This is a genomic window from Zwartia panacis (assembly GCF_030410395.1).
In the GTDB taxonomy this organism is placed as follows: domain Bacteria; phylum Pseudomonadota; class Gammaproteobacteria; order Burkholderiales; family Burkholderiaceae_B; genus Zwartia; species Zwartia panacis.
Window position 1 is genome coordinate 65,083 of the sequence record NZ_JAUHHF010000007.1, and the last position, 19,383, is coordinate 84,465.

General features: G+C 52.8%; 18 protein-coding genes. 10 read left to right on the forward strand and 8 right to left on the reverse strand.

What is annotated here, in order from left to right; translation table 11 throughout:
* Positions 1-204 precede the first annotated feature (204 nt).
* Complete coding sequence (locus QWY30_RS10685) at positions 205-1,581, reverse strand: sensor histidine kinase (protein ID WP_290240986.1); 1,377 nt, start codon at positions 1,579-1,581, stop codon at positions 205-207.
* 104 nt (positions 1,582-1,685) lie between these two features.
* Complete coding sequence (locus tag QWY30_RS10690; RefSeq protein ID WP_290240864.1) at positions 1,686-2,363, reverse strand: response regulator transcription factor; 678 nt, start codon at positions 2,361-2,363, stop codon at positions 1,686-1,688.
* 338 nt (positions 2,364-2,701) lie between these two features.
* Between QWY30_RS10690 and recA the strand changes: the two genes are divergently transcribed.
* The 10 genes from recA (at position 2,702) to QWY30_RS10740 (ending at position 12,666) form a co-directional block, all read left to right on the forward strand.
* Positions 2,702-3,865: a recombinase RecA gene (recA, locus tag QWY30_RS10695; protein WP_290240865.1), complete on the forward strand. Its 1,164-nt coding sequence runs from the start codon at positions 2,702-2,704 to the stop codon at positions 3,863-3,865.
* 33 nt (positions 3,866-3,898) lie between these two features.
* The gene (gene recX / locus QWY30_RS10700) at positions 3,899-4,411 is read left to right on the forward strand and encodes a recombination regulator RecX (RefSeq protein WP_290240866.1); all 513 of its coding nucleotides are present in this window, start codon (positions 3,899-3,901) and stop codon (positions 4,409-4,411) included.
* A 69-nt stretch (positions 4,412-4,480) separates the two neighbouring features.
* The gene (locus QWY30_RS10705) at positions 4,481-5,056 is read left to right on the forward strand and encodes a DUF2889 domain-containing protein (RefSeq protein WP_290240988.1); all 576 of its coding nucleotides are present in this window, start codon (positions 4,481-4,483) and stop codon (positions 5,054-5,056) included.
* Between the two features lie 48 nt (positions 5,057-5,104).
* Complete coding sequence (sucC, locus tag QWY30_RS10710; protein ID WP_290240867.1) at positions 5,105-6,265, forward strand: ADP-forming succinate--CoA ligase subunit beta; 1,161 nt, start codon at positions 5,105-5,107, stop codon at positions 6,263-6,265.
* A 19-nt stretch (positions 6,266-6,284) separates the two neighbouring features.
* Positions 6,285-7,166 (forward strand): succinate--CoA ligase subunit alpha, encoded by an 882-nt coding sequence (sucD, locus tag QWY30_RS10715; RefSeq protein WP_290240868.1) that lies wholly within the window; start codon positions 6,285-6,287, stop codon positions 7,164-7,166.
* Positions 7,167-7,481: 315 nt separating this feature from the next.
* Entirely contained in the window at positions 7,482-8,414 is a 933-nt protein-coding gene (hemC, locus tag QWY30_RS10720; RefSeq protein WP_290240869.1) for a hydroxymethylbilane synthase, read from the forward strand.
* Between the two features lie 6 nt (positions 8,415-8,420).
* Positions 8,421-9,221: a uroporphyrinogen-III synthase gene (locus QWY30_RS10725; protein WP_290240871.1), complete on the forward strand. Its 801-nt coding sequence runs from the start codon at positions 8,421-8,423 to the stop codon at positions 9,219-9,221.
* Positions 9,222-9,258: 37 nt separating this feature from the next.
* A complete protein-coding gene (locus QWY30_RS10730) occupies positions 9,259-10,422 on the forward strand; it encodes a uroporphyrinogen-III C-methyltransferase (RefSeq protein WP_290240872.1) in 1,164 nt (387 codons plus the stop codon).
* A gap of 2 nt (positions 10,423-10,424) precedes the next feature.
* The gene (locus QWY30_RS10735) at positions 10,425-11,933 is read left to right on the forward strand and encodes a heme biosynthesis HemY N-terminal domain-containing protein (RefSeq protein ID WP_290240873.1); all 1,509 of its coding nucleotides are present in this window, start codon (positions 10,425-10,427) and stop codon (positions 11,931-11,933) included.
* 34 nt (positions 11,934-11,967) lie between these two features.
* Positions 11,968-12,666 (forward strand): fumarylacetoacetate hydrolase family protein, encoded by a 699-nt coding sequence (locus tag QWY30_RS10740; protein ID WP_290240874.1) that lies wholly within the window; start codon positions 11,968-11,970, stop codon positions 12,664-12,666.
* 17 nt (positions 12,667-12,683) lie between these two features.
* Here QWY30_RS10740 and QWY30_RS10745 read toward each other — a convergent pair whose 3' ends face one another.
* Genes QWY30_RS10745 through QWY30_RS10770 form a run of 6 tightly spaced genes read right to left on the reverse strand, consistent with a single transcriptional unit; the run spans position 12,684 to position 19,285 of the window.
* A complete protein-coding gene (locus QWY30_RS10745; protein ID WP_290240876.1) occupies positions 12,684-13,634 on the reverse strand; it encodes a hydroxymethylglutaryl-CoA lyase in 951 nt (316 codons plus the stop codon).
* 34 nt (positions 13,635-13,668) lie between these two features.
* On the reverse strand, positions 13,669-14,859 hold the full coding sequence (locus QWY30_RS10750) for a CaiB/BaiF CoA transferase family protein (RefSeq protein ID WP_290240878.1): 1,191 nt from the start codon (positions 14,857-14,859) through the stop codon (positions 13,669-13,671).
* 42 nt (positions 14,860-14,901) lie between these two features.
* A complete protein-coding gene (leuD, locus tag QWY30_RS10755) occupies positions 14,902-15,546 on the reverse strand; it encodes a 3-isopropylmalate dehydratase small subunit (RefSeq protein WP_290240880.1) in 645 nt (214 codons plus the stop codon).
* Positions 15,543-16,988: a 3-isopropylmalate dehydratase large subunit gene (leuC, locus tag QWY30_RS10760; protein ID WP_290240882.1), complete on the reverse strand. Its 1,446-nt coding sequence runs from the start codon at positions 16,986-16,988 to the stop codon at positions 15,543-15,545. The genes leuD and leuC overlap by 4 nt, the downstream gene beginning before the upstream one ends.
* Before the next feature lie 23 nt (positions 16,989-17,011).
* The gene (locus tag QWY30_RS10765) at positions 17,012-17,980 is read right to left on the reverse strand and encodes a cation diffusion facilitator family transporter (RefSeq protein ID WP_290240884.1); all 969 of its coding nucleotides are present in this window, start codon (positions 17,978-17,980) and stop codon (positions 17,012-17,014) included.
* A gap of 39 nt (positions 17,981-18,019) precedes the next feature.
* Positions 18,020-19,285, reverse strand: coding sequence for an NAD(P)/FAD-dependent oxidoreductase (locus QWY30_RS10770; protein WP_290240886.1), 1,266 nt, complete (start codon positions 19,283-19,285; stop codon positions 18,020-18,022).
* Between the last annotated feature and the right edge of the window lie 98 nt (positions 19,286-19,383).

A 19,383-nucleotide genomic window follows, 5' to 3' on the forward strand; every position in this document is an offset into this window, starting at 1 on the left:
GAAAATATTTAGAAAAAGCAGCAACCTGTGTCTCCCAACTTTATTTTCGCCAACCAGCGAATTTATAGTCGCGTTTTAATGCACGCACTGTAAGGCGGATTTCTGACAGCTTTCTGACAAATATGCATGGATCGTCGTATCTGTTGCGGATCGATCAAAATCGGCCATTTCACCAACTAAAACAGAGGGTTAACCCGCTCTGATCTAATCTCTGAGTGTGCGCTGCAGCATGGCGTGAAAATGTAATTCGATGCGTGCACCGGTTGCATCGGGTATCGTTTGCCGAAGGTGTGTATCAGTCACCACGACTTTGGCGTGATGTCGCTGTGCAATTTCACGAACGATTGCCAGACCGAGACCGCTTCCATCTACACCAGAGCCCAGAACGCGATAAAACCTGTCAAAAACGCGTTCGCGCTCCTCAGGTGCAATGCCAGGGCCAGAGTCTTCGACAGCGAGAACAACCCGGCCTGACTCTTGGTGCAGGCTGACGGTGATATGACCTGGACCGGGCGTGTAGCGAATGGCGTTATCGATCAAGTTGTTGAGCGCCTCACCGAGCAAAAGACTCTGACCTTGAATGTAAATCGGCTGATCGGTTCCCTCGAAACCGAGATCGATCCCTTTGTTCAGCGCGACATGAACCCATTTTTGAAGATGTTCTTTTGCGAGGTGGGTTAAATCCATTGGCGGCATTTCCATCGTGTTTGGATTTTCCGCATTTGCCATGAGTAAAAGTTGATTGACTAATCGGGTTGCCCGAGTTGTCCCGGCAATGATTTGCTCCAGGCTTGCTTGCGTATTGGAGGCAGGTTCACTTCGCATCGCCAGCTCTGCTTGTGTTCGCAATCCCGCCAGAGGTGTTTTGAGCTGGTGCGCAGCATCCGCGACAAATCGTCTTTGGGCAAGCAGTGTCGCCTCAAGGCGACTGAGGAGGTCGTTCATCGCGGTAATCAAGGGGCCAATCTCAGAGGGCGCCAACCGCTCATCAATAGGAGACAGGTCGTCCGGGCGGCGGGCCCTTAGCCTGCGCTGGAGCGCGTTGATCGGTGCGACACCGCGCGACAATCCAAACCATACAAGCACCACGGCAATCGGCAATACGATAAATTGAGGGATGATCACGCCCTTGATGATGTCGTTGGCCAACTGGGTGCGTCGATCCACAGACTCGGCCGCAACCAGAAGGACAGGGCCGGAGCCGCGCGCGCTCAAATCCATCCAGGTGTAGGCGATACGGATTTCAAAGTCTCGCAGTGTGTGGTTTTCATAGTATGTTGTATTCGGCAGGTCAGCAGGCGTTCTCTCGGGCGTGGGGAGCTCTCCGTCACCACCGAGAAGATCGCCATTTGGGCCGATCGCTTTCCAAAACACGCCATCATTTTCTCTGATTCGCAACGCCAAGCGTGCGGGTGCCGACATTCGCAATGACACCACATCTTCATTGACTTCTACTTGCTGCCCCAAGACCTGCAAGGCGTTAGCCAGACCGAGGTCGTATGGGACATTGGCTAAGTTTTGGGCGACGACATAAGTGATCGCAATGCTCATTGGCCAAAGCAAGAAGAGCGGCGCAAGCATCCAGTCCAGAATCTCACCCAGAAGGGATCGACGGGAGGACTCTGCGCTTGGCGCGCTTTCTCCCGCTTGAATCACAGCCAGTGCCTCGCGGTTGATTAAACCGCTCATGTGGTGCTCGAGTCACGCTCTAAGCAATAACCTAGTCCTCGGACTGTCGCGATTTTGACACCGCTCGGTTCCAGTTTTTTGCGCAGACGGTGAACATAGACTTCGATCGCGTTCGAGCTGACCTCTTCACCCCATTCGCACAGATGGTCGACGATTTGAGTTTTGCTAACCATCCGACCGCTGCGAGTCAATAAAATTTCTAACAGACTGACCTCGCGCGCAGACAGCTCGAGAGGATGTTGATCCACAAGCGCCACACGACCGGTCTGATCAAACTCCAGACGGCCATGACGCAATATTGTCGAGCCACCGCCAACGCCTCTGCGGGTCAGTGCCCTGACCCGAGCTTCAAGTTCGGAAAGAGAGAAGGGTTTGGCCATGTAATCGTCCGCGCCGAGGTCTAGTCCTTTGACACGCTGCTCGACGCTGTCCGCGGCCGTCAGAATCAGCACAGGCAAGTGCGAGTTTTTGCTGCGCAGGTTACTCAAGACCTCCAGACCAGACATGCGCGGCAACCCCAGATCCAGTATCAACAGATCAAACTCTTGCGAACGTAGAGCCGAGTCGGCCGCGAGTCCGTCGCTCACGGCATCGACCGCATAGCCGTTTAAACGTAGTGAACGAGTGAGGCCATCGGCCAGAATGCTGTCATCTTCGGCGATCAGGATACGCATGGATATTTATCGAGAGCTTTGCAGAACGTGGATACAAAGGAGTGAATGCATGAAGTCTGTGTAAGGAGAATTCCAATCCATTCTTGCACAGCCCTTGATTCCTGCCTATGCTCCAGACTTGAAACCCGTATAAACCCTAATTAGAGGGAAAAATAAAAAGGTTTCACATGAAGATATTGTCATACTGTTTATTTGTACAGTATAATTGAGTGTAATAATTTCTCATTTAGGATTTCTCACTTAGTGCTAGGTATCGAGTTTCAAATACTGAGAGCCAAATACTAAGTCTCGAAATACTGCGTCTAGAAATTAGCCCCCATTCAACTCAAGGAACTTCCATGGATGACAAAACCCTCAAGGCCGGCTCTTCTGAAAAAGGCAAGGCTCTGGCTGCCGCGCTCTCCCAGATCGAGAAGCAATTCGGCAAGGGCTCGATCATGCGATATGGCGACAATGAGGTCGAACACGACATTCAGGTTGTCTCTACGGGCTCGTTAGGGTTGGATATTGCCTTGGGCGTAGGTGGTTTGCCACGCGGCCGCGTAGTTGAAATCTATGGTCCAGAGTCATCCGGCAAGACGACATTGACGCTACAAGTGATCGCTGAAATGCAAAAAGTCGGCGGCACCTGCGCTTTTATCGACGCCGAACATGCGCTGGATGTGCAATATGCCTCCAAACTTGGCGTCAATCTGACGGATTTGTTGATTTCACAGCCTGATACCGGTGAGCAGGCCCTCGAAATTACGGATGCTCTGGTGCGTTCAGGCTCCGTCGACTTGATTGTGATCGACTCGGTTGCGGCACTTGTCCCTAAGGCTGAAATTGAAGGCGAGATGGGGGATTCCTTACCCGGCCTCCAGGCTCGACTGATGAGCCAGGCACTTCGTAAGCTCACCGCCAGTATCAAGCGAACGAATTGCATGGTGATCTTTATTAACCAGATCCGCATGAAAATTGGCGTCATGTTCGGTAATCCCGAGACAACGACAGGTGGTAATGCCCTTAAGTTTTACTCATCCGTTCGTTTGGATATTCGACGTATTGGTGCCATTAAAAAAGGTGACGAGGTAGTCGGCAACGAAACGCGCGTGAAAGTCGTTAAAAATAAAATCGCACCGCCATTCAAGCAGGCTGAGTTTGACATTATGTATGGTGCAGGTATCTCCCGTGAAGGTGAGATTCTGGATCTGGGTGTGACGGCGGGCATTGTTGACAAGGCCGGAGCCTGGTTTAGCTATAACGGCGAGCGTATTGGTCAAGGTCGTGACAACGTCCGCGATTATTTGCGCGAACATCCAGCGATGGCGATCGAAATCGAAAATCGGGTACGTGAGCAATTAGGTGTTGTCCCACGTGTCGGTGGAGCCTCTGCTACAAGCGCATCTTCCGCAAGTGCCTCGGCTGCGGGTGCTACTGTGTCAGCGTCATCCTCTAAAAGCGGATCGTCCAAGGCAAGCAAGCTTGTCGCATCCGAACCAAGTCTTGATGACGACCTTTAACCACAAAATAGTTCAATCGTAAGTAGAGCTTCCGTGCCCAACGATGCACAAGACGATGAGTTTGAAGTAGGTCCCAAGCCTGCAGCACCACGGCCTGGTCTTTCGCTTAAGGCCAGAGCCGTGGGTTTGCTGTCCCGTCGAGAGCACAGTCGTGCGGAGCTTGAGCGCAAGCTCGCACCGCATGCAGAAAGCGCTGAGGCATTAGCAAAGGTCTTGGATGAGCTCGCTCAGGCGGGCTGGCAGTCTGATGTACGGTTTGTTCAGGGCTGGGTGCATCGTAAAGCGCCTGCTCACGGGCTCGCCCGAATCTCTCAGGATCTTCGGCTTCAAGGGGTTGGTTCTGAAGAGATCGCCAAGGTGCAAGCTGAGCTAAAAAACTCTGAGTTCGAGAGGGCAAAAGCAGTCTGGAGTAAAAAATTTTCCCAGCGAGAGACTCCTTTGAGCACCTCAGAGTACGCCAAACAAGGCAGGTTCCTCGCATCTCGTGGTTTTTCAATGGACATCATCCATCGAGTTTTAAAAGGGACCAGTGATCACGAGAGCTAGGTCATAACGCCTGTGCTGAGCTATACTTTTGGTCTCTGTTGCAATGTGTCATTTGACCATTTACCCCGTATGCCGCTTCCAGCGCCTGTCTGTCCTCGCAAACCGATGCACAATCGTTCGATTCAGGTTCACTCCTTCGAGCGTGAAGACGGCCTCTGGGATATCGAGGCTGAGCTGATCGACAACAAATCCTACTCATATACCAAGCGTAACGGAACGGTTCAGCCCGCAGGTCAGCCTTTTCATCACATGCATTTGAGGATCACGATCGATACCTCTTTTGAGATCAAAGAGGCGATAGCGTTGTATGATGCTTCGCCTTTTGGTGTTTCTTGCACTGCGATTTCTGATGCATACCAGGATCTGGTTGGCATGAATTTGTTGAAGAGTTTTCGCCAGCAGATCAAGGAGCGTTTTGGCCGAACAGCCGGATGTACGCACATGACTGAGCTTGCCACGGTGTTGCCGACTGCAGCCGTGCAGAGCATGGCAGGTCGAAAACGCGCAGAGGCTGAGTCGGCAGGTCGCCGTCCTTTTCAGATGGGTGGATGTTACGCCTGGCGACCTGATGGCGAAGTCACAAAAGAACATTATCCGCAGTGGTACGTAGATTCAAACGCAGCACCCCCGGTCCCTGGTACTTAGTACTCCAGGCAATCGTTTTTTTAGTTTTTTTGGACGGACAGGATTCCCATGAAAATCCATGAGTATCAAGGCAAAGAATTGCTTCGAAAGTTTGGCGTAGTCGTACCGAAAGGCTTTCCCGCGTTTACCGTGGATGAGGCCGTCGAGGCAGCTAAAAAACTCGGTGGCCCGGTTTGGGTTGTCAAGGCACAGATTCATGCAGGCGGTCGCGGTAAAGGCGGCGGTGTGAAGCTGGCTCGTTCGATCGACGAGGTGCGTAAACTTTCATCTGAGATCCTTGGCATGCAGCTGATCACGCATCAGACTGGTCCCGAGGGTCAAAAAGTGCGTCGACTATTGGTCGAAGAGGGCGCCGACATCAAAAAAGAATACTACGTCGGTATCGTGACTGATCGCGGCACACAGCGCGTGTGTGTTATGGCCTCGAGCGAAGGTGGCATGGATGTCGAAGAAGTTGCAGAAAAACATCCTGAGAAAATCCTCAAGGTTTTTGTGGATCCTGGCAAAGGTTTAACTGATGAGCAGGCTGCCGGTCTCGCACGTGGCATCGGTGTGCCCGAGGCGTCCGTGCAAAAAGCGTGCGCCGAATTCCAAAAGCTCTACAAAGCTTACTGGGACACGGATGCCTCTCTGGCTGAAATCAATCCTTTGATTTTGACCGGTTCAGGCGACATCATTGCTCTGGACGCCAAGTTCAACTTCGATCCCAATGCAATGTTCCGTCATCCTGAAATCGTGGCTTATCGCGATCTGGATGAAGAGGATCCAGCCGAGATCGAAGCCAGCAAGCACGAGCTTGCCTACATCCAGCTCGATGGCAACATCGGGTGTCTGGTGAACGGTGCAGGTCTTGCGATGGCTACAATGGACACGATCAAGCTGTTTGGCGGCGAGCCCGCGAACTTCCTGGATGTGGGTGGTAGCGCCACAGCCGAGCGTGTGACCGAAGCGTTCAAGATCATGCTTGCGAACAAGGGCACCAAAGCCATTCTGGTGAATATTTTTGGCGGCATTATGCGTTGTGACGTGATTGCCCAGGGCATCATCACTGCGTGTAAAGCAGTCAACCTTAATGTGCCACTCGTGGTCCGCATGAAGGGTACCAACGAAGAGTTGGGCAAGAAAATGTTGGCCGAATCTGGCCTGCCCATCATCAGCGCTGACACGATGGCCGATGCGGCCACCCGAGTTGTCGCAGCAGCCAAATAATTCTGCCAGGGATTCTGATATGTCGATTCTTATCAACAAAGATACAAAAGTCATTACACAGGGTATTACCGGTAAAACCGGTCAGTTCCATACCCGGACCTCACGTGCCTATGCCAACGGTCAGGCAGCATTTGTTGCAGGCGTCCATCCCAAAAAGGCGGGTGAAGATTTCGAAGGCATTCCAATTTTTGCATCAGTCAAAGATGCAAAGGCTGAAACAGGCGCGAACGTTTCCGTGATCTATGTACCGCCCGCAGGCGCGGCTGCAGCGATTTGGGAAGGCATCGAGGCAGAATTGGACCTTGTGATTTGTATCACCGAGGGTATTCCCGTTCGCGATATGCTCGAAATCAAGGACCGCATGGCAAAGATGAACAGCAAAACTTTGCTGCTTGGACCTAATTGCCCTGGCCTGATTACGCCAGATGAAATCAAAATTGGCATCATGCCGGGTCATATTCATCGCAAAGGTCGTATCGGTATTGTGAGCCGTTCAGGCACGTTGACATACGAAGCCGTTGCGCAAGTGACTGAGCTTGGCCTCGGACAATCAAGCGCAGTGGGTATCGGTGGCGATCCAATCAACGGGATGAAGCACATCGATGTGCTCAAAATGTTTAATGAAGATCCAGACACTGATGCAGTGATTATGATCGGTGAAATCGGAGGCCCTGACGAGGTTAATGCGGCTCTCTGGGCAAAAGAGAACATGAAAAAGCCGATGGTTGGCTTTATCGCTGGTGTGACTGCACCTGCAGGCAAGCGCATGGGACATGCGGGTGCGCTGATTTCGGGCGGCGCAGATACTGCTGACGCAAAACTTGAAATTATGGAAGCTTGCGGTATTCGCACAACTAAAAACCCCTCCGAAATGGGTAAGTTGCTTAAATCAGTGCTCTAAGCTTCATGACTTGATTGTCAATTGCTAGATCTTAAGGCGCCGGCTTGTCTCTGACGTGCCGGCGTTTTTTTTCGGAAAAGATTTATTCCAGATCAAGTTCAATGAGCTGTGTGGGTGAAGAAATTCTTCTCCCGTGTTCAAATCAGGGCTTGATGGAAGCTCTTAATCAGTTTCTGCATTTAATAGAGATAGGACACAAGATGGAAAACAAGAAGCCGAAACGTAGCTTGACGATATTGCAATGGCTCTCATTGCTCGGTGTGATTGGAATCGTCTTGACGATTGCTTTGAATTATCTGCGCTGAGGCAAACCGAGTGACCGCCAGAAGATTAGTGATCGCGACCCGCGCCAGCCGACTGGCGCTTTGGCAAGCAGAGCATGTCCAGGCACGCCTGCTGGCGTTATATCCGGATGCCCAGGTTGAGCTGCTCAAACTCAGTACCCGTGGCGATGAAATACTTGACCGAAGCTTATCTAAAGTAGGTGGAAAAGGTCTGTTTATCAAGGAGCTCGAGTATGCCTTGCTGGATGGTCGAGCCGATTTGGCCGTTCATTCGCTCAAGGATGTACCTGTCGATATGGAGGCGCCTTTTGAGCTCTCGACGGTGCTGGCACGTGCGGATTGCCGGGATGCGTTTGTATCAAATGATTTCTCAAGTTTGTCAGACTTGCCATCCGGTGCGGTTATCGGGACATCCAGTTTGCGTCGCGAGGCTCAACTGAAATCGCGGTTTCCACATCTGCAGATACAACCCTTGAGAGGCAATCTTGATACGCGCTTGGGCAAACTCGATAGCGGACAATATGCGGCGATCATCCTGGCTGCGGCAGGATTGGAGAGGCTCGGTCTGGCAAGTCGTATTCGCGCAAGGATGACTACTGAAGATTCGCTGCCAGCCGCAGGTCAGGGGGCTCTAGGAATCGAGATTTTGCAGACACGCTCTGATTTGCGAGAACTTCTCGCGCCTCTCTCCTGTCCCGAGACAACGGTTTGTACTTTAGCCGAGCGAGCGGTATCGCGTGCCTTAGGGGGGTCATGTCAGGTGCCCCTCGCGGCCTACGCAAAGCTTGAAGGCACTCAGCTCAACGTCCATGCTTTAGTGGCAACCCCCGATGGAAAGACGATCTATCGTGCTGCGCTCAAAGGACCTGCCGCAGAAGCCGAGCAGATCGGTCTTCAGATTGCGCAGGATTTGATGGGACAGGGTGCGAGTCAAATTCTTGCCAGCCTTTCTGATAAAAGCTGACGCTCGATGAGCAAGCCGTCACCAATCGCGATGTTGACGCGTCCGGAGGGGCGTAACACCAATGTGCGGCATGCACTTGAGCGTCGCGGTTGGCGGGTAGAGGAGTGTCCTGCGCTTGATATTCGCGAGGCTGTCGTGGTGACAGAGGTTCCCCGCCCAGAGTCATTCGATCTGATTGTATTTGTGAGTCGCGCCGCCGTCGCGGGCTATCGACGCCAGCTTGGTGTGGATCACTCGTTCATTTGGCCTTCAGAGACTCAGGCGGCCTGCATGGGGCCCGTGACTGCGGCAGCTATACGCAGGGAATTCGGCGCGTCAGTATCCGTTTTGCATCCGGAGCCTGATCACGCGCAGGACTCAGAAGCTCTATGGCCTGTACTGATGAGTTTGGATCAACCCATCCAAAACGTGTTGATTGTGCGCGGTCAAGATGGACGGGAGTGGCTCAGCCAACGACTCAGAGAGAAGGGCTTGAATGTGACATTGCATCAGGCCTATCAAAGGTCTGCTGCGCAATGGCCACAGGAGTTGCGTGGGCGACTGTTGTTGCTTGAGCAACATGGGATCTCACCGACTTGGCTCTTTACCAGTCCTCATGGTGTCGAGGCCATTTTCAATAATATACAAGCGCTTGGGCTCAAGGATTGGTTTGCCGGAAGTCGCTTTGTGCTGACCCACGAGCGGCTCAAGCCTCTTCTGGCGAAGTTGCTCGATCGGCCCCCGGAGAACTTGAGTATCTTTATGGCCAGTCCCGAAGACGAAGTCATTTTGGCAGCCTTTGAGCAGGTATTTCCCATCCAAAGCTGATGCCCCAGAGCGCTAAATCTGCGGCTACAATTGGCAAATGACTGAAACCCATACACCTAGCCATCCTCCTTCCAGTGCTGCTTTACTGAAGGGTAAAAAGCGCTCAAGCGGTCCCTCATGGCCGATCTTGCTTGCGATCATGTTTTTCTTGGTCGCACTGGTCGCTGCAGGCATCGCGTGGTTTCAACAAAAACGTTTTGACAGCATCGGCCGCGAGGTCGCCACTCAGGTTCAGGCGCTCACGACGCAAGTCGGTGAGGCACGGCGCGATACTGCACAAGCGCTCGGTCTTGCCCAATCTCATTCCAGTCGCATTGCACAGCTCGAACAGGCTCAGCTTGAGGCTAAAAATCAATATGCCGCGCTTGAACAGCTTTGGAATGGTGCCAACAAGGGCATGGAAGATGCCATGCTGGCCAATGATATTGATCGGTTGCTCACAACGGCTAACCAACAATTGCGTTTGGCTGGTAATGTCAATAACGCGATTGTGACCCTCGAGGCTGCCCAGTCATTATTGATTCGAGCTGACCGAGCACGCTTTTCAGCTCTCCAGAAAGCGATCAACCTCGACCTCGAGCGCTTGCGGACGGTTCCACTGGTGGATGTTCCTCAGCTCTCGGGCCGGCTGGATTCCCTGAGCGTATTGGTTTCTCGCGCGCCTTTGTTGTTGCCTGATGCTGCCTCACCACGATTAGTGGATACACAGTCTTCATCGGGCCTGAAACCTTCGGGCGCGAATGGTGTGAAGGACTCTGCCGCCATCGCGCCGGCAACAAACGCCTCCTGGTGGGAAGTCGCGCTTGATCGAGCGCTTGCCTGGTCAAAGACTGTCGCGACAGTCATTACCCGAGAGTTTGCCGAAGTTGTGAGCATCCAGCGTGTCAGTGACTCGAATGCGCTCCTGATGTCACCGGAACAGGGTGCGCTGTTGCGTGCAAACCTGCGTACACGCGTGTTGACTGCGCAAATGGCGCTCTTGATGCATCAGGCTCCTGTCTGGAAGGCTGAACTTGCCCAGATTGAACAAAGCCTGGCTTCGCGATACGACCCCAAATCAGCGGATACGCTTGCAGCCATCCGGTTAACCAAAGAATTGGCAGCGCTTCAGATTGCCGTACCCCTTCCAGATATCAATGACAGTTTCGCTGCGCTAGAGTCTGTGAGAACCTCCGAGCCCACACCGATAGGCGGACAGTGATCATGCGGACTTGGCTATGGACACTCGTTTTACTGACTGCAGCGGTTGTCCTTGCGGTTGTCCTCAGAGAGAATAGCGGTCATGTCCTGATTTTGGTGAATGATTGGCGCTTGCAAGTGTCACTTGCGTTCGCTGTGGTGTCTTTGCTGGGTTTGTTTATTTGCATGCATTGGGCGTTGCGTTTTTCTTCGTGGTTAACGGGAATTCCAACGCGCGTACGCGGCTGGAACAGCCGTCGTCGGGTCAAGCGCGACCAAGAGCTTTTAGAGCAGGGATGGACCGAGTTGCTAGAGGGGCGTTACTCCCACGCAGAAAAAGATCTCACCAAGCTTTTTGACCGGAGCAAGGACTCCAGTCGACAAGTGCTCGCTGCACTTTCAGCTGCAAGAGCTGCTCATGCCTTGGGCGAGTTTGACCGACGCAATCACCTCATCCATCTTGCCAAAGAAAAATCCTCAGACGATAGTGCTTTGAAAGAAGCGATCGCCACTGCAGCGGCAGATTTATATTTGGATCAAGGTTTGGCTCAACAAGCTCTTGATGAGCTCTTGCCTTTACAAGAGAGCGGCGCAAGACATATCCACACACTGAGATTATTGCTCAGAGCCTATCGTCAGTTAAATCGTCATGAGCAGGTCTTTGGCCTTGCCCGCACGCTGAATCGTCGAGGTGCGTTGCACGATACAGAGGCGCGTCAGATTATTGAAATCGCTGCGGCTGCGTATTTACGAGAAACAACGCATACGGGAGGATGGCAATCTTTCTGGAAAGGTTTAAAGACCGAAGAGCGTACCTTGACCGATGTGGCGTTGGCTGGCGCGGCTGCATTCGAAGCAAATGGACTGCTTGATGAGGCTTCGCGTGCGCTTGAGCAAGCGATTCCGCCCGCGTTTGATCCTCGTTTACTGGCCGCTTATTCTCGCGCAGAGCCCTCCCAAGTAAAACGCCGTCTGGAAAAAGCCGAGGCATGGGTACAGTCCCGACCCCACGACGCTGAGTTGTTGGCTTCGGTGGGGAATCTTTGCCTGATCGGTCAGATTTGGGGACAGGCTGAAAATTATTTGTCGCGAAGCTTGGCCAAGCGCGCGGACGCTCGTGTGCACGTCCTACTGGGCAGTCTGTACGACAAGCTTAACCGTCCTCAGGATGCTGCGGCTCAATGGCGAATGGCTACCGCGGTAGGGGCCGCATTGCCTGTTCTCGCAGCGGATTCTCTCTTGCCGGTGGCCGATACCGAGGCCGACCCAGGCGTGCTGCACGCAGAAGGTCTTTCTTACCTCTCGGACACTGGATTCCCTGCCAACTGGGATCAGGATACAGGAGGACCGATCTCTGGTGATAGAGCGGGGACGATGGCCCAGGACATTCATCGTACTGTTTCAACTGTTTCGGATGTCAATGATCCGACCGGCAGAAACTTCGAGGAGTATTTTGATAGCGCTCCTGTGGTCGGGCTTGGCGAACCTGCACCAGTCACAACTCTACCGCCATTACCAGTTAAAAAAGTATAAATTCTAATAATCACTTTTTCAGGGTCTTAATCAAATGTCTGATTTTGTATTCGAACCGCAGGCAACCGTTGGTTTGCCAATTGTTGGCAGCAATAAGCTTTTTCCAGTACGACGCGTGTACTGCGTGGGACGTAACTATGCGGAGCACGCCAAGGAGATGGGCTTTACGGGCCGCGAAGACCCTTTCTTTTTTTGTAAACCCGCCGATGCCTTGATTCCGATTCCAGCTGGTCAGGCTGGAAAAATGCCTTATCCAGTCAAGACTTCAAATCTGCATTATGAGATGGAACTGGTGGTGGCACTTGACCGAGGTGGTCGAGACATCCCGGTTGAAAAGGCCAACGACTGTATTTTCGGTTACGCACTTGGGCTTGACATGACGCGTCGTGACTTGCAAGGTGAGGCTAAAAAGCAAGGTCGTCCATGGGAAGTCGGTAAAGGTTTTGATCAGTCCGGTCCGATTGGCCCCATTCATCCCAAGTCTGCAACTGGAATTTTGGCCCAAGGCAATATTTCATTGCATGTGAATGGTCAGCAAAAGCAGACCAGCGATTTATCCCAAATGATCTGGAATATCCCCGAGAGCATTTCGTATCTCTCAGGGTTGTTTGAGCTCAAAGCGGGCGATCTGATTTTCACCGGCACCCCTGAGGGCGTTGGGGCCGTGGTCAAGGGTGACAAATTGGTGGGTCAGATTGCAGGCTTGGGTGAATTTGAGGTTCACATCGTTTAAGCCCGTTGATGATCTTCTTAGGGCTTTAGACCAATTTCAGCGACATAGGCCGGGGCGGGATGCAGAGTATTGCGCCCGCCTGCCTTCAGTAACTGACTGGGCACGTCATGACCGATCAGGCCGGGGAGCATCGCTGATACCTTCAACAGCCGCTCCAGATCGATGTTGGTGTCAAAGCCTTCCAGTTCTAGCATATGTACCATGTCTTCCGTGCAGGCGTTACCACTTGCGCCCGGTGCATAGGGGCATCCTCCGATTCCACCCAAAGAAGCATCAAAGCGATCGATCCCCGCACTAATCGCGGCAAGTGCGTTCGCCTGAGCCATTGATCGCGTGTTGTGAAAGTGCAGGGTAAATACCATTTCCGGAAAGAGTGCTTTGGCGCGCGCAGATAGTGATCGAACCTGAGAGGGGTAAGCCATACCGGTTGTATCGCAAAGCGTCGCACGGGTGACGCCAAGGTTTGCGAAACGTTCAATCCAGCGCAGGACTTCGTCTTCGCTCACATCGCCTTCCATCGGACAGCCAAAGCTTGTCGAGAGCGAGATATTGATTGCGACCGAGCTCCCCGAGATCGCCGAGACGACTTGCTCCAGTTGAGCAAATGATTGCTCACGCGTCATACGTAAGTTTGAGCGATTGTGTGTTTCGCTCATGGACATCACCAGGTTGGCTTCATCGATGCCACAGGAGAGCGCACGCTCCGCGCCACGAACGTTTGGTACCAGAACGGTGTACTCGACGCCGGGCTGGCGGGTGATCTCGTGCATCACGCGTTCTGCGTCCCGAAGAGCTGGAATGGCTTTCGGTGAAGTGAACGAGGTGACTTCGATTTTGGCAAAGCCGCAGAGGCTCAGCGCGTCAATCACGCGGACTTTGTCTTCAGTCTCAATAAACTGTGACTCGTTTTGAAAACCATCGCGAGTCGCGACTTCCTGCATATAAATTCTTGGGCGTGTGTTTGGCATGGTTGTATGTCGCTAAAAGAGTGTTTAGGCGGGCTTAAATGATGCCGCGCTCTTTCCATTGAGCCTGTTGTGCTGCATCGATCCCTAGACCAGTCAAGACCTCCGCAGTGTGCTGACCGAGCTCGGGAGCCGGACGTGTAATCTGTCCAGGGGTTTGACTCAATTTTGGCACAATCCCGGGGACTTGTACGGTCGAGCCATCAGGCAAGGTCGCATCAAGAATCATGTCGCGAGCTTGATAATGAGGATCGTGGGCGATATCGGCCGCATCGTAGCTTTTGCCTGCGGGAACACCTGCTTGATTCATTTTCTCAAGTACGTCATCCAGACTGTGTTGTTCGGTATAAGCCGATATCGCGGCGTCGATCATCTCGGCGTTGGCGGCTCGTCCAACGTTATTGGCCAGATTCGGATCGGAGGCAAGATCTGTTCGTCCGATGGCCTCCATTAGGCGTTTGTAAATACTGTCGCCATTGCCAGCGATCAGGGCGTAGCGTCCATCTTTACACAGGTAAGCATTCGTGGGAACAATCCCTGGCATGCTTGCGCCAGACGGCTGTCGAATCACGCCAAATTTTGAATACTCAGGCAACAGACTTTCCATCATGTTGAAAACAGATTCATACAGGGCGACATCGACTTCCTGACCCACGCCACCTTGTTGCTCGCGATGACGCAGTGCCATCATGACGCCAATCACCCCATGCAGACCTGAAAGCGTGTCACCAATTGATACGCCCACGCGCACGGGGGGACGACCGGGCTCTCCGCTCAGATATCGCAGGCCACCCATCGCCTCGCCAATGACGCCAAAACCCGGCCTGTCACGATAAGGTCCGGATTGTCCATAACCTGACACACGCAACATAATCAGTTTAGGATTAATCGCATGCAAGTCCTTGAATCCGAGTCCCCACTTTTCCATTGCGCCCGGACGGAAGTTTTCAATCAGGATGTCAGCGTCTGCAGCAAGCTTGCGGATCACTTCTTGGCCCTCGGGTTGACGCAAGTCAAGCGTCACCGAGCGTTTGTTACGCGCATGCGCCGCCCACCAGACGGACGTGCCCTCATGAAGCAAACGCCAGGTTCGCAGAGGATCGCCAGTTTTAGGAGGCTCGATTTTAATGACATCGGCTCCAAATTCAGCCAGGATTTTGGAGGCAAAGGGGCCGGCAATCAGTTGGCCCAGTTCGATGACCCGCAGGCCGCTTAAGGGGAGTGACATGATGAGGTTTTAAAAATAAAAAATGTCGTCAGGATATTCTGGTCAGGGTGCAAGCCAGGGCTGCTGCTTCTTGTGTTGATCTTCAAAGGCCCGAATCTGATCGCTGTAACCAAGGGTGAGTGCAATTTCATCGACTCCTTTTATCAGGCACTCTTGCCAGAAGGCATCAATTTCAAACTGAAGTACTTCTTTGAAATGTGTACTGGATATTTGCCGATTTTTCAGGTCGATCGCGATATGAAGATCCGCGGAACTGTCGAGTTTTTGCGCATGAGTTTGAGAAGAATGTAAAAGTCCATGACGTAAAGACTGAAGCGTATCGGCAGGTAATACGATAGGCAACACACCATTTTTTAGACAATTATTGTAAAAAATATCGCCAAAACTGGGTGCCAGGATGGCTTGTATGCCAAAGTCAACCATCGCATACACCGCAGCCTCGCGCGAGGATCCGCAGCCAAAATTTTCATCACACACCAAAATGCTCGCGTGCTCAAAAACGGGTTGATTCAGAATGAAGTCTCGTCGAGGCTGATGCGCGTTGTCAAAGCGCAAGTCGTAAAAAAGGTAATCGGCATATTCACCCCGTTTCTTTTTGAGAAAGCGCGCGGGAATAATTTGATCTGTATCGATATTACGGCCCTCAAGCGGGATGGCAATGCCGTTGAGTTCAAGCAATGGTTTCATGAGGATATCCTTGAGAGCATTGGACGCACATCAGTCAGATGTCCGGTGATGGCGGCAGCCGCGACCATGGCAGGGCTCATGAGATGTGTTTTGACATTTGGACCTTGACGACCGACAAAGTTTCTATTCGATGTCGAAGCAATCCGCTCGCCTGCTGGTGCGGTGTCACCATTGACGCCCACGCACATTGAACAGCCAGGTTCTCTCCACTCAAGTCCTGCTTGTTTGAATATTTTGTCCAGTCCTTCTTGTTCCGCTGCGCGTTTGACCTCCATCGATCCCGCGACAACGATTCCAGGAACCTGCGCGCGCGCGCCTTTGAGCACTTGAGCGGCGCTGCGCAAGTCTGCAAGTCTTGCGTTTGTGCATGATCCGATAAAGATCCTGTCGATTTTGATCGTGCTCAGTGGGGTACCTGGTGTGAGTGCCATATAGTCCAGTGCGTCTATCATTGACTGACGCATCGCAGGATTTTTTGCTTTTTCTGGATCGGGCACAAAAGATGTGATGGGAAGGGCTGCTTCCGGACTCGTCCCCCATGTCACCATTGGACTCAGGGATCCAAGGTCAACTTCGATCTCTCTGTCCCAGGTGCAAGCCGGATCAGATTGCAGCGCACGCCATTGCGCAAGCGCCTGATCCCATTCGTGCTGCTTTGGAGCGAAAGGGCGTCCGTGCAGATATTCAAATACCAGATCATCAGGAGCCATGAGACCAAAACGCGCGCCAGCCTCAATAGACATGTTGCACATTGTTAGACGATCTTCAAGCGTTAGGGTGCTCAGGCCGGGACCCGCATATTCAATAGCATGCCCAGTTGCGCCGGAGGATCCAATCTGGGCGATGATCGCCAGGATAATGTCTTTACCTGTCACACCTGCTTGAGGGGCGCCTGTCAGCCATACCCGTAAGCCTAGTGGCTTGGTTTGCCAGAGAGACTGGGTCGCCAGCACATGCGTGCTCTCGGACTGCCCAATGCCAAAGGCCAGCGCGCCGAATGCGCCATGCGTGGAGGTATGGCTATCGCTGCAGGTCAGCGTCGCGCCCGGGAGCGTGATGCCTTGTTCAGGCCCCATCACATGAACAATGCCCTGCCGGGCATCGTGGATGGGAAAATAGTTGGCACCACTCCATTGCATGTTGCTTTCGAAACGCGTGATCATTTCCGTGATTTCAGGCGTGGAGGCATCTTGAGGGTCGCGACTGATTGTTGGAACGTAGTGGTCTGCCACACCGAAAATTTGATGTGGATGACGCACGGTCAACCCTCGATCTTTTAGAGCGCTGAAAGCGTGAAATGATCCCTCGTGGATCATGTGCCGGTCTATGTAAATCAAAGAAGGACCGGATTCACGTTCCACAATTAAATGTTTACGCCAAATTTTCTCAAATAAAGAGAGTGGTGAACCTGCTGGTGAGACCATGTCAGAAATCCTGGGCATTCATGTAAATCGTTGTTGGGTCGTCAAGCTTTTTCATGGCCGGTAGGCGATACCGCTGTGATATTTTTGTCCGTGCGAGATGGCACTGGATCGATGTGAGTCAAAAGATTCAATACACGATGACGCTGCATCACGGCTTGACGGGCGGCTAAACCAATGTCGTGACCGGCCTCTACAGAAATATATGCATCGACTTCGATGTGGGCATCCACCAGAATCATATCCCCCATTTTCCGAGTCCGAACATCATGCACGCCGAGGACGCCCGGAGTTTGTAGAAGCGTGGCTGAAATGGCCGAGACCTCTTGCTCGTCTGCAGAGCGATCCATTAAATCGTGGAAGGCCGTTGAGCCGAAACTCCACCCCATTTTTCCAACCATCAGGGCGACAATGAGCGCTGCGATCGGATCGAGCAGGGGATACCCCGCAAGGTTGCCGATAATACCGACCGCGACCACCAACGAGGATGCTGCATCCGAGCGTGCGTGCCATGCATTGGCCACCAGCATGCTGGATTTCACTTGCTTGGCGATTTTGAGCATGTAACGGAACAAAAGCTCTTTCGATATCAGTGCTAAACCTACAAGCCAGAGTGCGGCACCATGCACAGTCGGAATATCTTCAGGATGGTTGAGTTTTTCAAACGCGGCCCACAGCATTCCAACGGCCACCATGATTAACAGAACACCAATCACCATTGACGCTGCAGTTTCGAAGCGTTGATGCCCGTAAGGATGATCTTGATCGGCGTCTTTTTTGCTGTGATGGCTGGCGAATAGAACGACAAAGTCACTCACAAGGTCTGAGAGCGAGTGGATGCCGTCCGCAATCAGCGCTTGCGACTTCGCGAAGATACCTACTACGATTTGAGCCGAGGAAAGGGCAATGTTTACAAATACACTGACCCAGGTGCTTCGTTTGGCCGCTGCAGCCCGTTCTTCAACGGTAAACGCGGTGTCCTCACTGTCATCGTGGAGGTCGGATGGGTTCATGTCGTGGTCTCAATGTGTCTGTTTGGGTGAACGCGTGCATTAAAAACGTTGCGCACTAAAAGGTGCGAGCGAAATTTCAGGGGTTGCATGGGTTGCCAGTTGTGCGACTAATCGACCTGTCCGGGCGGAGCTCACGAGTCCAATGTGACCATGTCCGTAGGCATGAATGATGTCTGCGCAACCAGAGGCCAGTCCAATGCATGGCAGACCGTCAGGTGTGCTGGGGCGACGACCCATCCAGATCGTGACGCGCGCATCGTCCAGATTGGTTGGTAGTTTTGGATAGAGTGCGGCGAGGTGTTTGCGCAAAATCTCCGCACGTCGCCAATCGGGAACGTCATCGGTCTCGGCGATCTCGACCTGACCCGCGACTCGCAGTCCTTGCTCCATACTGGTGACAATCACTTTTCGGTCCGCAAACATGGTGGGCGTCCTGGGACCGGCTTCGGGTGACTGGATCACGGCATGGTAGCCACGCTCGGACTCAAGCGGGACACGGTCGCCGGCAAGACGCGCCAGTTCTTTGGAGCGTATGCCGCCCGCGATGACAGACTTGTCACAAGTGACTTCACCCACGTCGGTGAGAACACTTTTGAGCTGACCGCGCTCGATCCGGAATCCAGTCGCACGGGCTCGGATGAACTGCGCGCCCCGCGAGAGAGCATGCTCGATGAGCCCGGCTGTATAAGCCCCTGGGTTGCGACAGCTGCCCGTTTCCGGAACTAACACGCCAAAGGTATAGCGTCGGTCAAGATCAGGCTCAAGCGCAGCGAGTGCAGAGGCATCAAGTTCTTGCCATTCAATGCCTTCCTTTTTACGGATTTTCCAGGCTTTCTCATCCTGTTTAAAGTGATCCTTAGATAGATAGGCGTGTAGTAGACCCGTCCGGACAATCAGATGGCCTAGGCCTGCTTGGTTGGCCATTTCTTGATGCAAACCCGGAGCTCCGGCTAATAGACTGCGCAAGGCAACAGCGGTACGTTCGATTTTTGTGTAGTTGGAGGCCGCACTCAAATACCGCGTCAGCCAGGGAAGTGCGCGAGGGAAATACTTCCATCGGATCGCGAGTGGTCCAAGCGGATCTGCCAGCCATTTGGGGACACTTTTCCATGCACCGGGCGTGGCAGGAGGCAGGACAGAATGAGAAGACAGCCAACCTGCATTGCCAAAGCTTGCGGCTTGCTGATCACCGGGACGCTCTGGCTCAATCAGCGTGACCCGCAGACCGGCATTGAGGCATTGATAAGCGCTCGCCGCCCCGATAATGCCAGCACCGATGATGACAACGTGGTCTTTGCGATTCATGGTGAACTTTGAATAAAGATTGAAGTAAATAGCGCAAAGTTATTTGTGTTTTAAAGAGAAAACATCGTAGCATCAAGGGCTGTTCGCGTCAGTGCGCA

Excerpts from the sequence above, each read along its gene's own strand:
- QWY30_RS10750 (WP_290240878.1), bottom strand. The coding sequence starts at position 14,859 with ATGTCACTCCCCTTAAGCGGCCTGCGGGTCATCGAACTGGGCCAACTG.
- QWY30_RS10705 (WP_290240988.1), top strand. The coding sequence starts at position 4,481 with ATGCCGCTTCCAGCGCCTGTCTGTCCTCGCAAACCGATGCACAATCGT.
- QWY30_RS10765 (WP_290240884.1), bottom strand. The coding sequence starts at position 17,980 with ATGAACCCATCCGACCTCCACGATGACAGTGAGGACACCGCGTTTACC.
- QWY30_RS10690 (WP_290240864.1), bottom strand. The coding sequence starts at position 2,363 with ATGCGTATCCTGATCGCCGAAGATGACAGCATTCTGGCCGATGGCCTC.
- leuD (WP_290240880.1), bottom strand. The coding sequence starts at position 15,546 with ATGAAACCATTGCTTGAACTCAACGGCATTGCCATCCCGCTTGAGGGC.
- leuC (WP_290240882.1), bottom strand. The coding sequence starts at position 16,988 with ATGCCCAGGATTTCTGACATGGTCTCACCAGCAGGTTCACCACTCTCT.
- QWY30_RS10730 (WP_290240872.1), top strand. The coding sequence starts at position 9,259 with ATGACTGAAACCCATACACCTAGCCATCCTCCTTCCAGTGCTGCTTTA.
- sucC (WP_290240867.1), top strand. The coding sequence starts at position 5,105 with ATGAAAATCCATGAGTATCAAGGCAAAGAATTGCTTCGAAAGTTTGGC.
- QWY30_RS10770 (WP_290240886.1), bottom strand. The coding sequence starts at position 19,285 with ATGAATCGCAAAGACCACGTTGTCATCATCGGTGCTGGCATTATCGGG.
- QWY30_RS10745 (WP_290240876.1), bottom strand. The coding sequence starts at position 13,634 with ATGCCAAACACACGCCCAAGAATTTATATGCAGGAAGTCGCGACTCGC.
- QWY30_RS10725 (WP_290240871.1), top strand. The coding sequence starts at position 8,421 with ATGAGCAAGCCGTCACCAATCGCGATGTTGACGCGTCCGGAGGGGCGT.
- QWY30_RS10685 (WP_290240986.1), bottom strand. The coding sequence starts at position 1,581 with ATGCTTGCGCCGCTCTTCTTGCTTTGGCCAATGAGCATTGCGATCACT.
- QWY30_RS10735 (WP_290240873.1), top strand. The coding sequence starts at position 10,425 with ATGCGGACTTGGCTATGGACACTCGTTTTACTGACTGCAGCGGTTGTC.
- recA (WP_290240865.1), top strand. The coding sequence starts at position 2,702 with ATGGATGACAAAACCCTCAAGGCCGGCTCTTCTGAAAAAGGCAAGGCT.
- QWY30_RS10740 (WP_290240874.1), top strand. The coding sequence starts at position 11,968 with ATGTCTGATTTTGTATTCGAACCGCAGGCAACCGTTGGTTTGCCAATT.
- sucD (WP_290240868.1), top strand. The coding sequence starts at position 6,285 with ATGTCGATTCTTATCAACAAAGATACAAAAGTCATTACACAGGGTATT.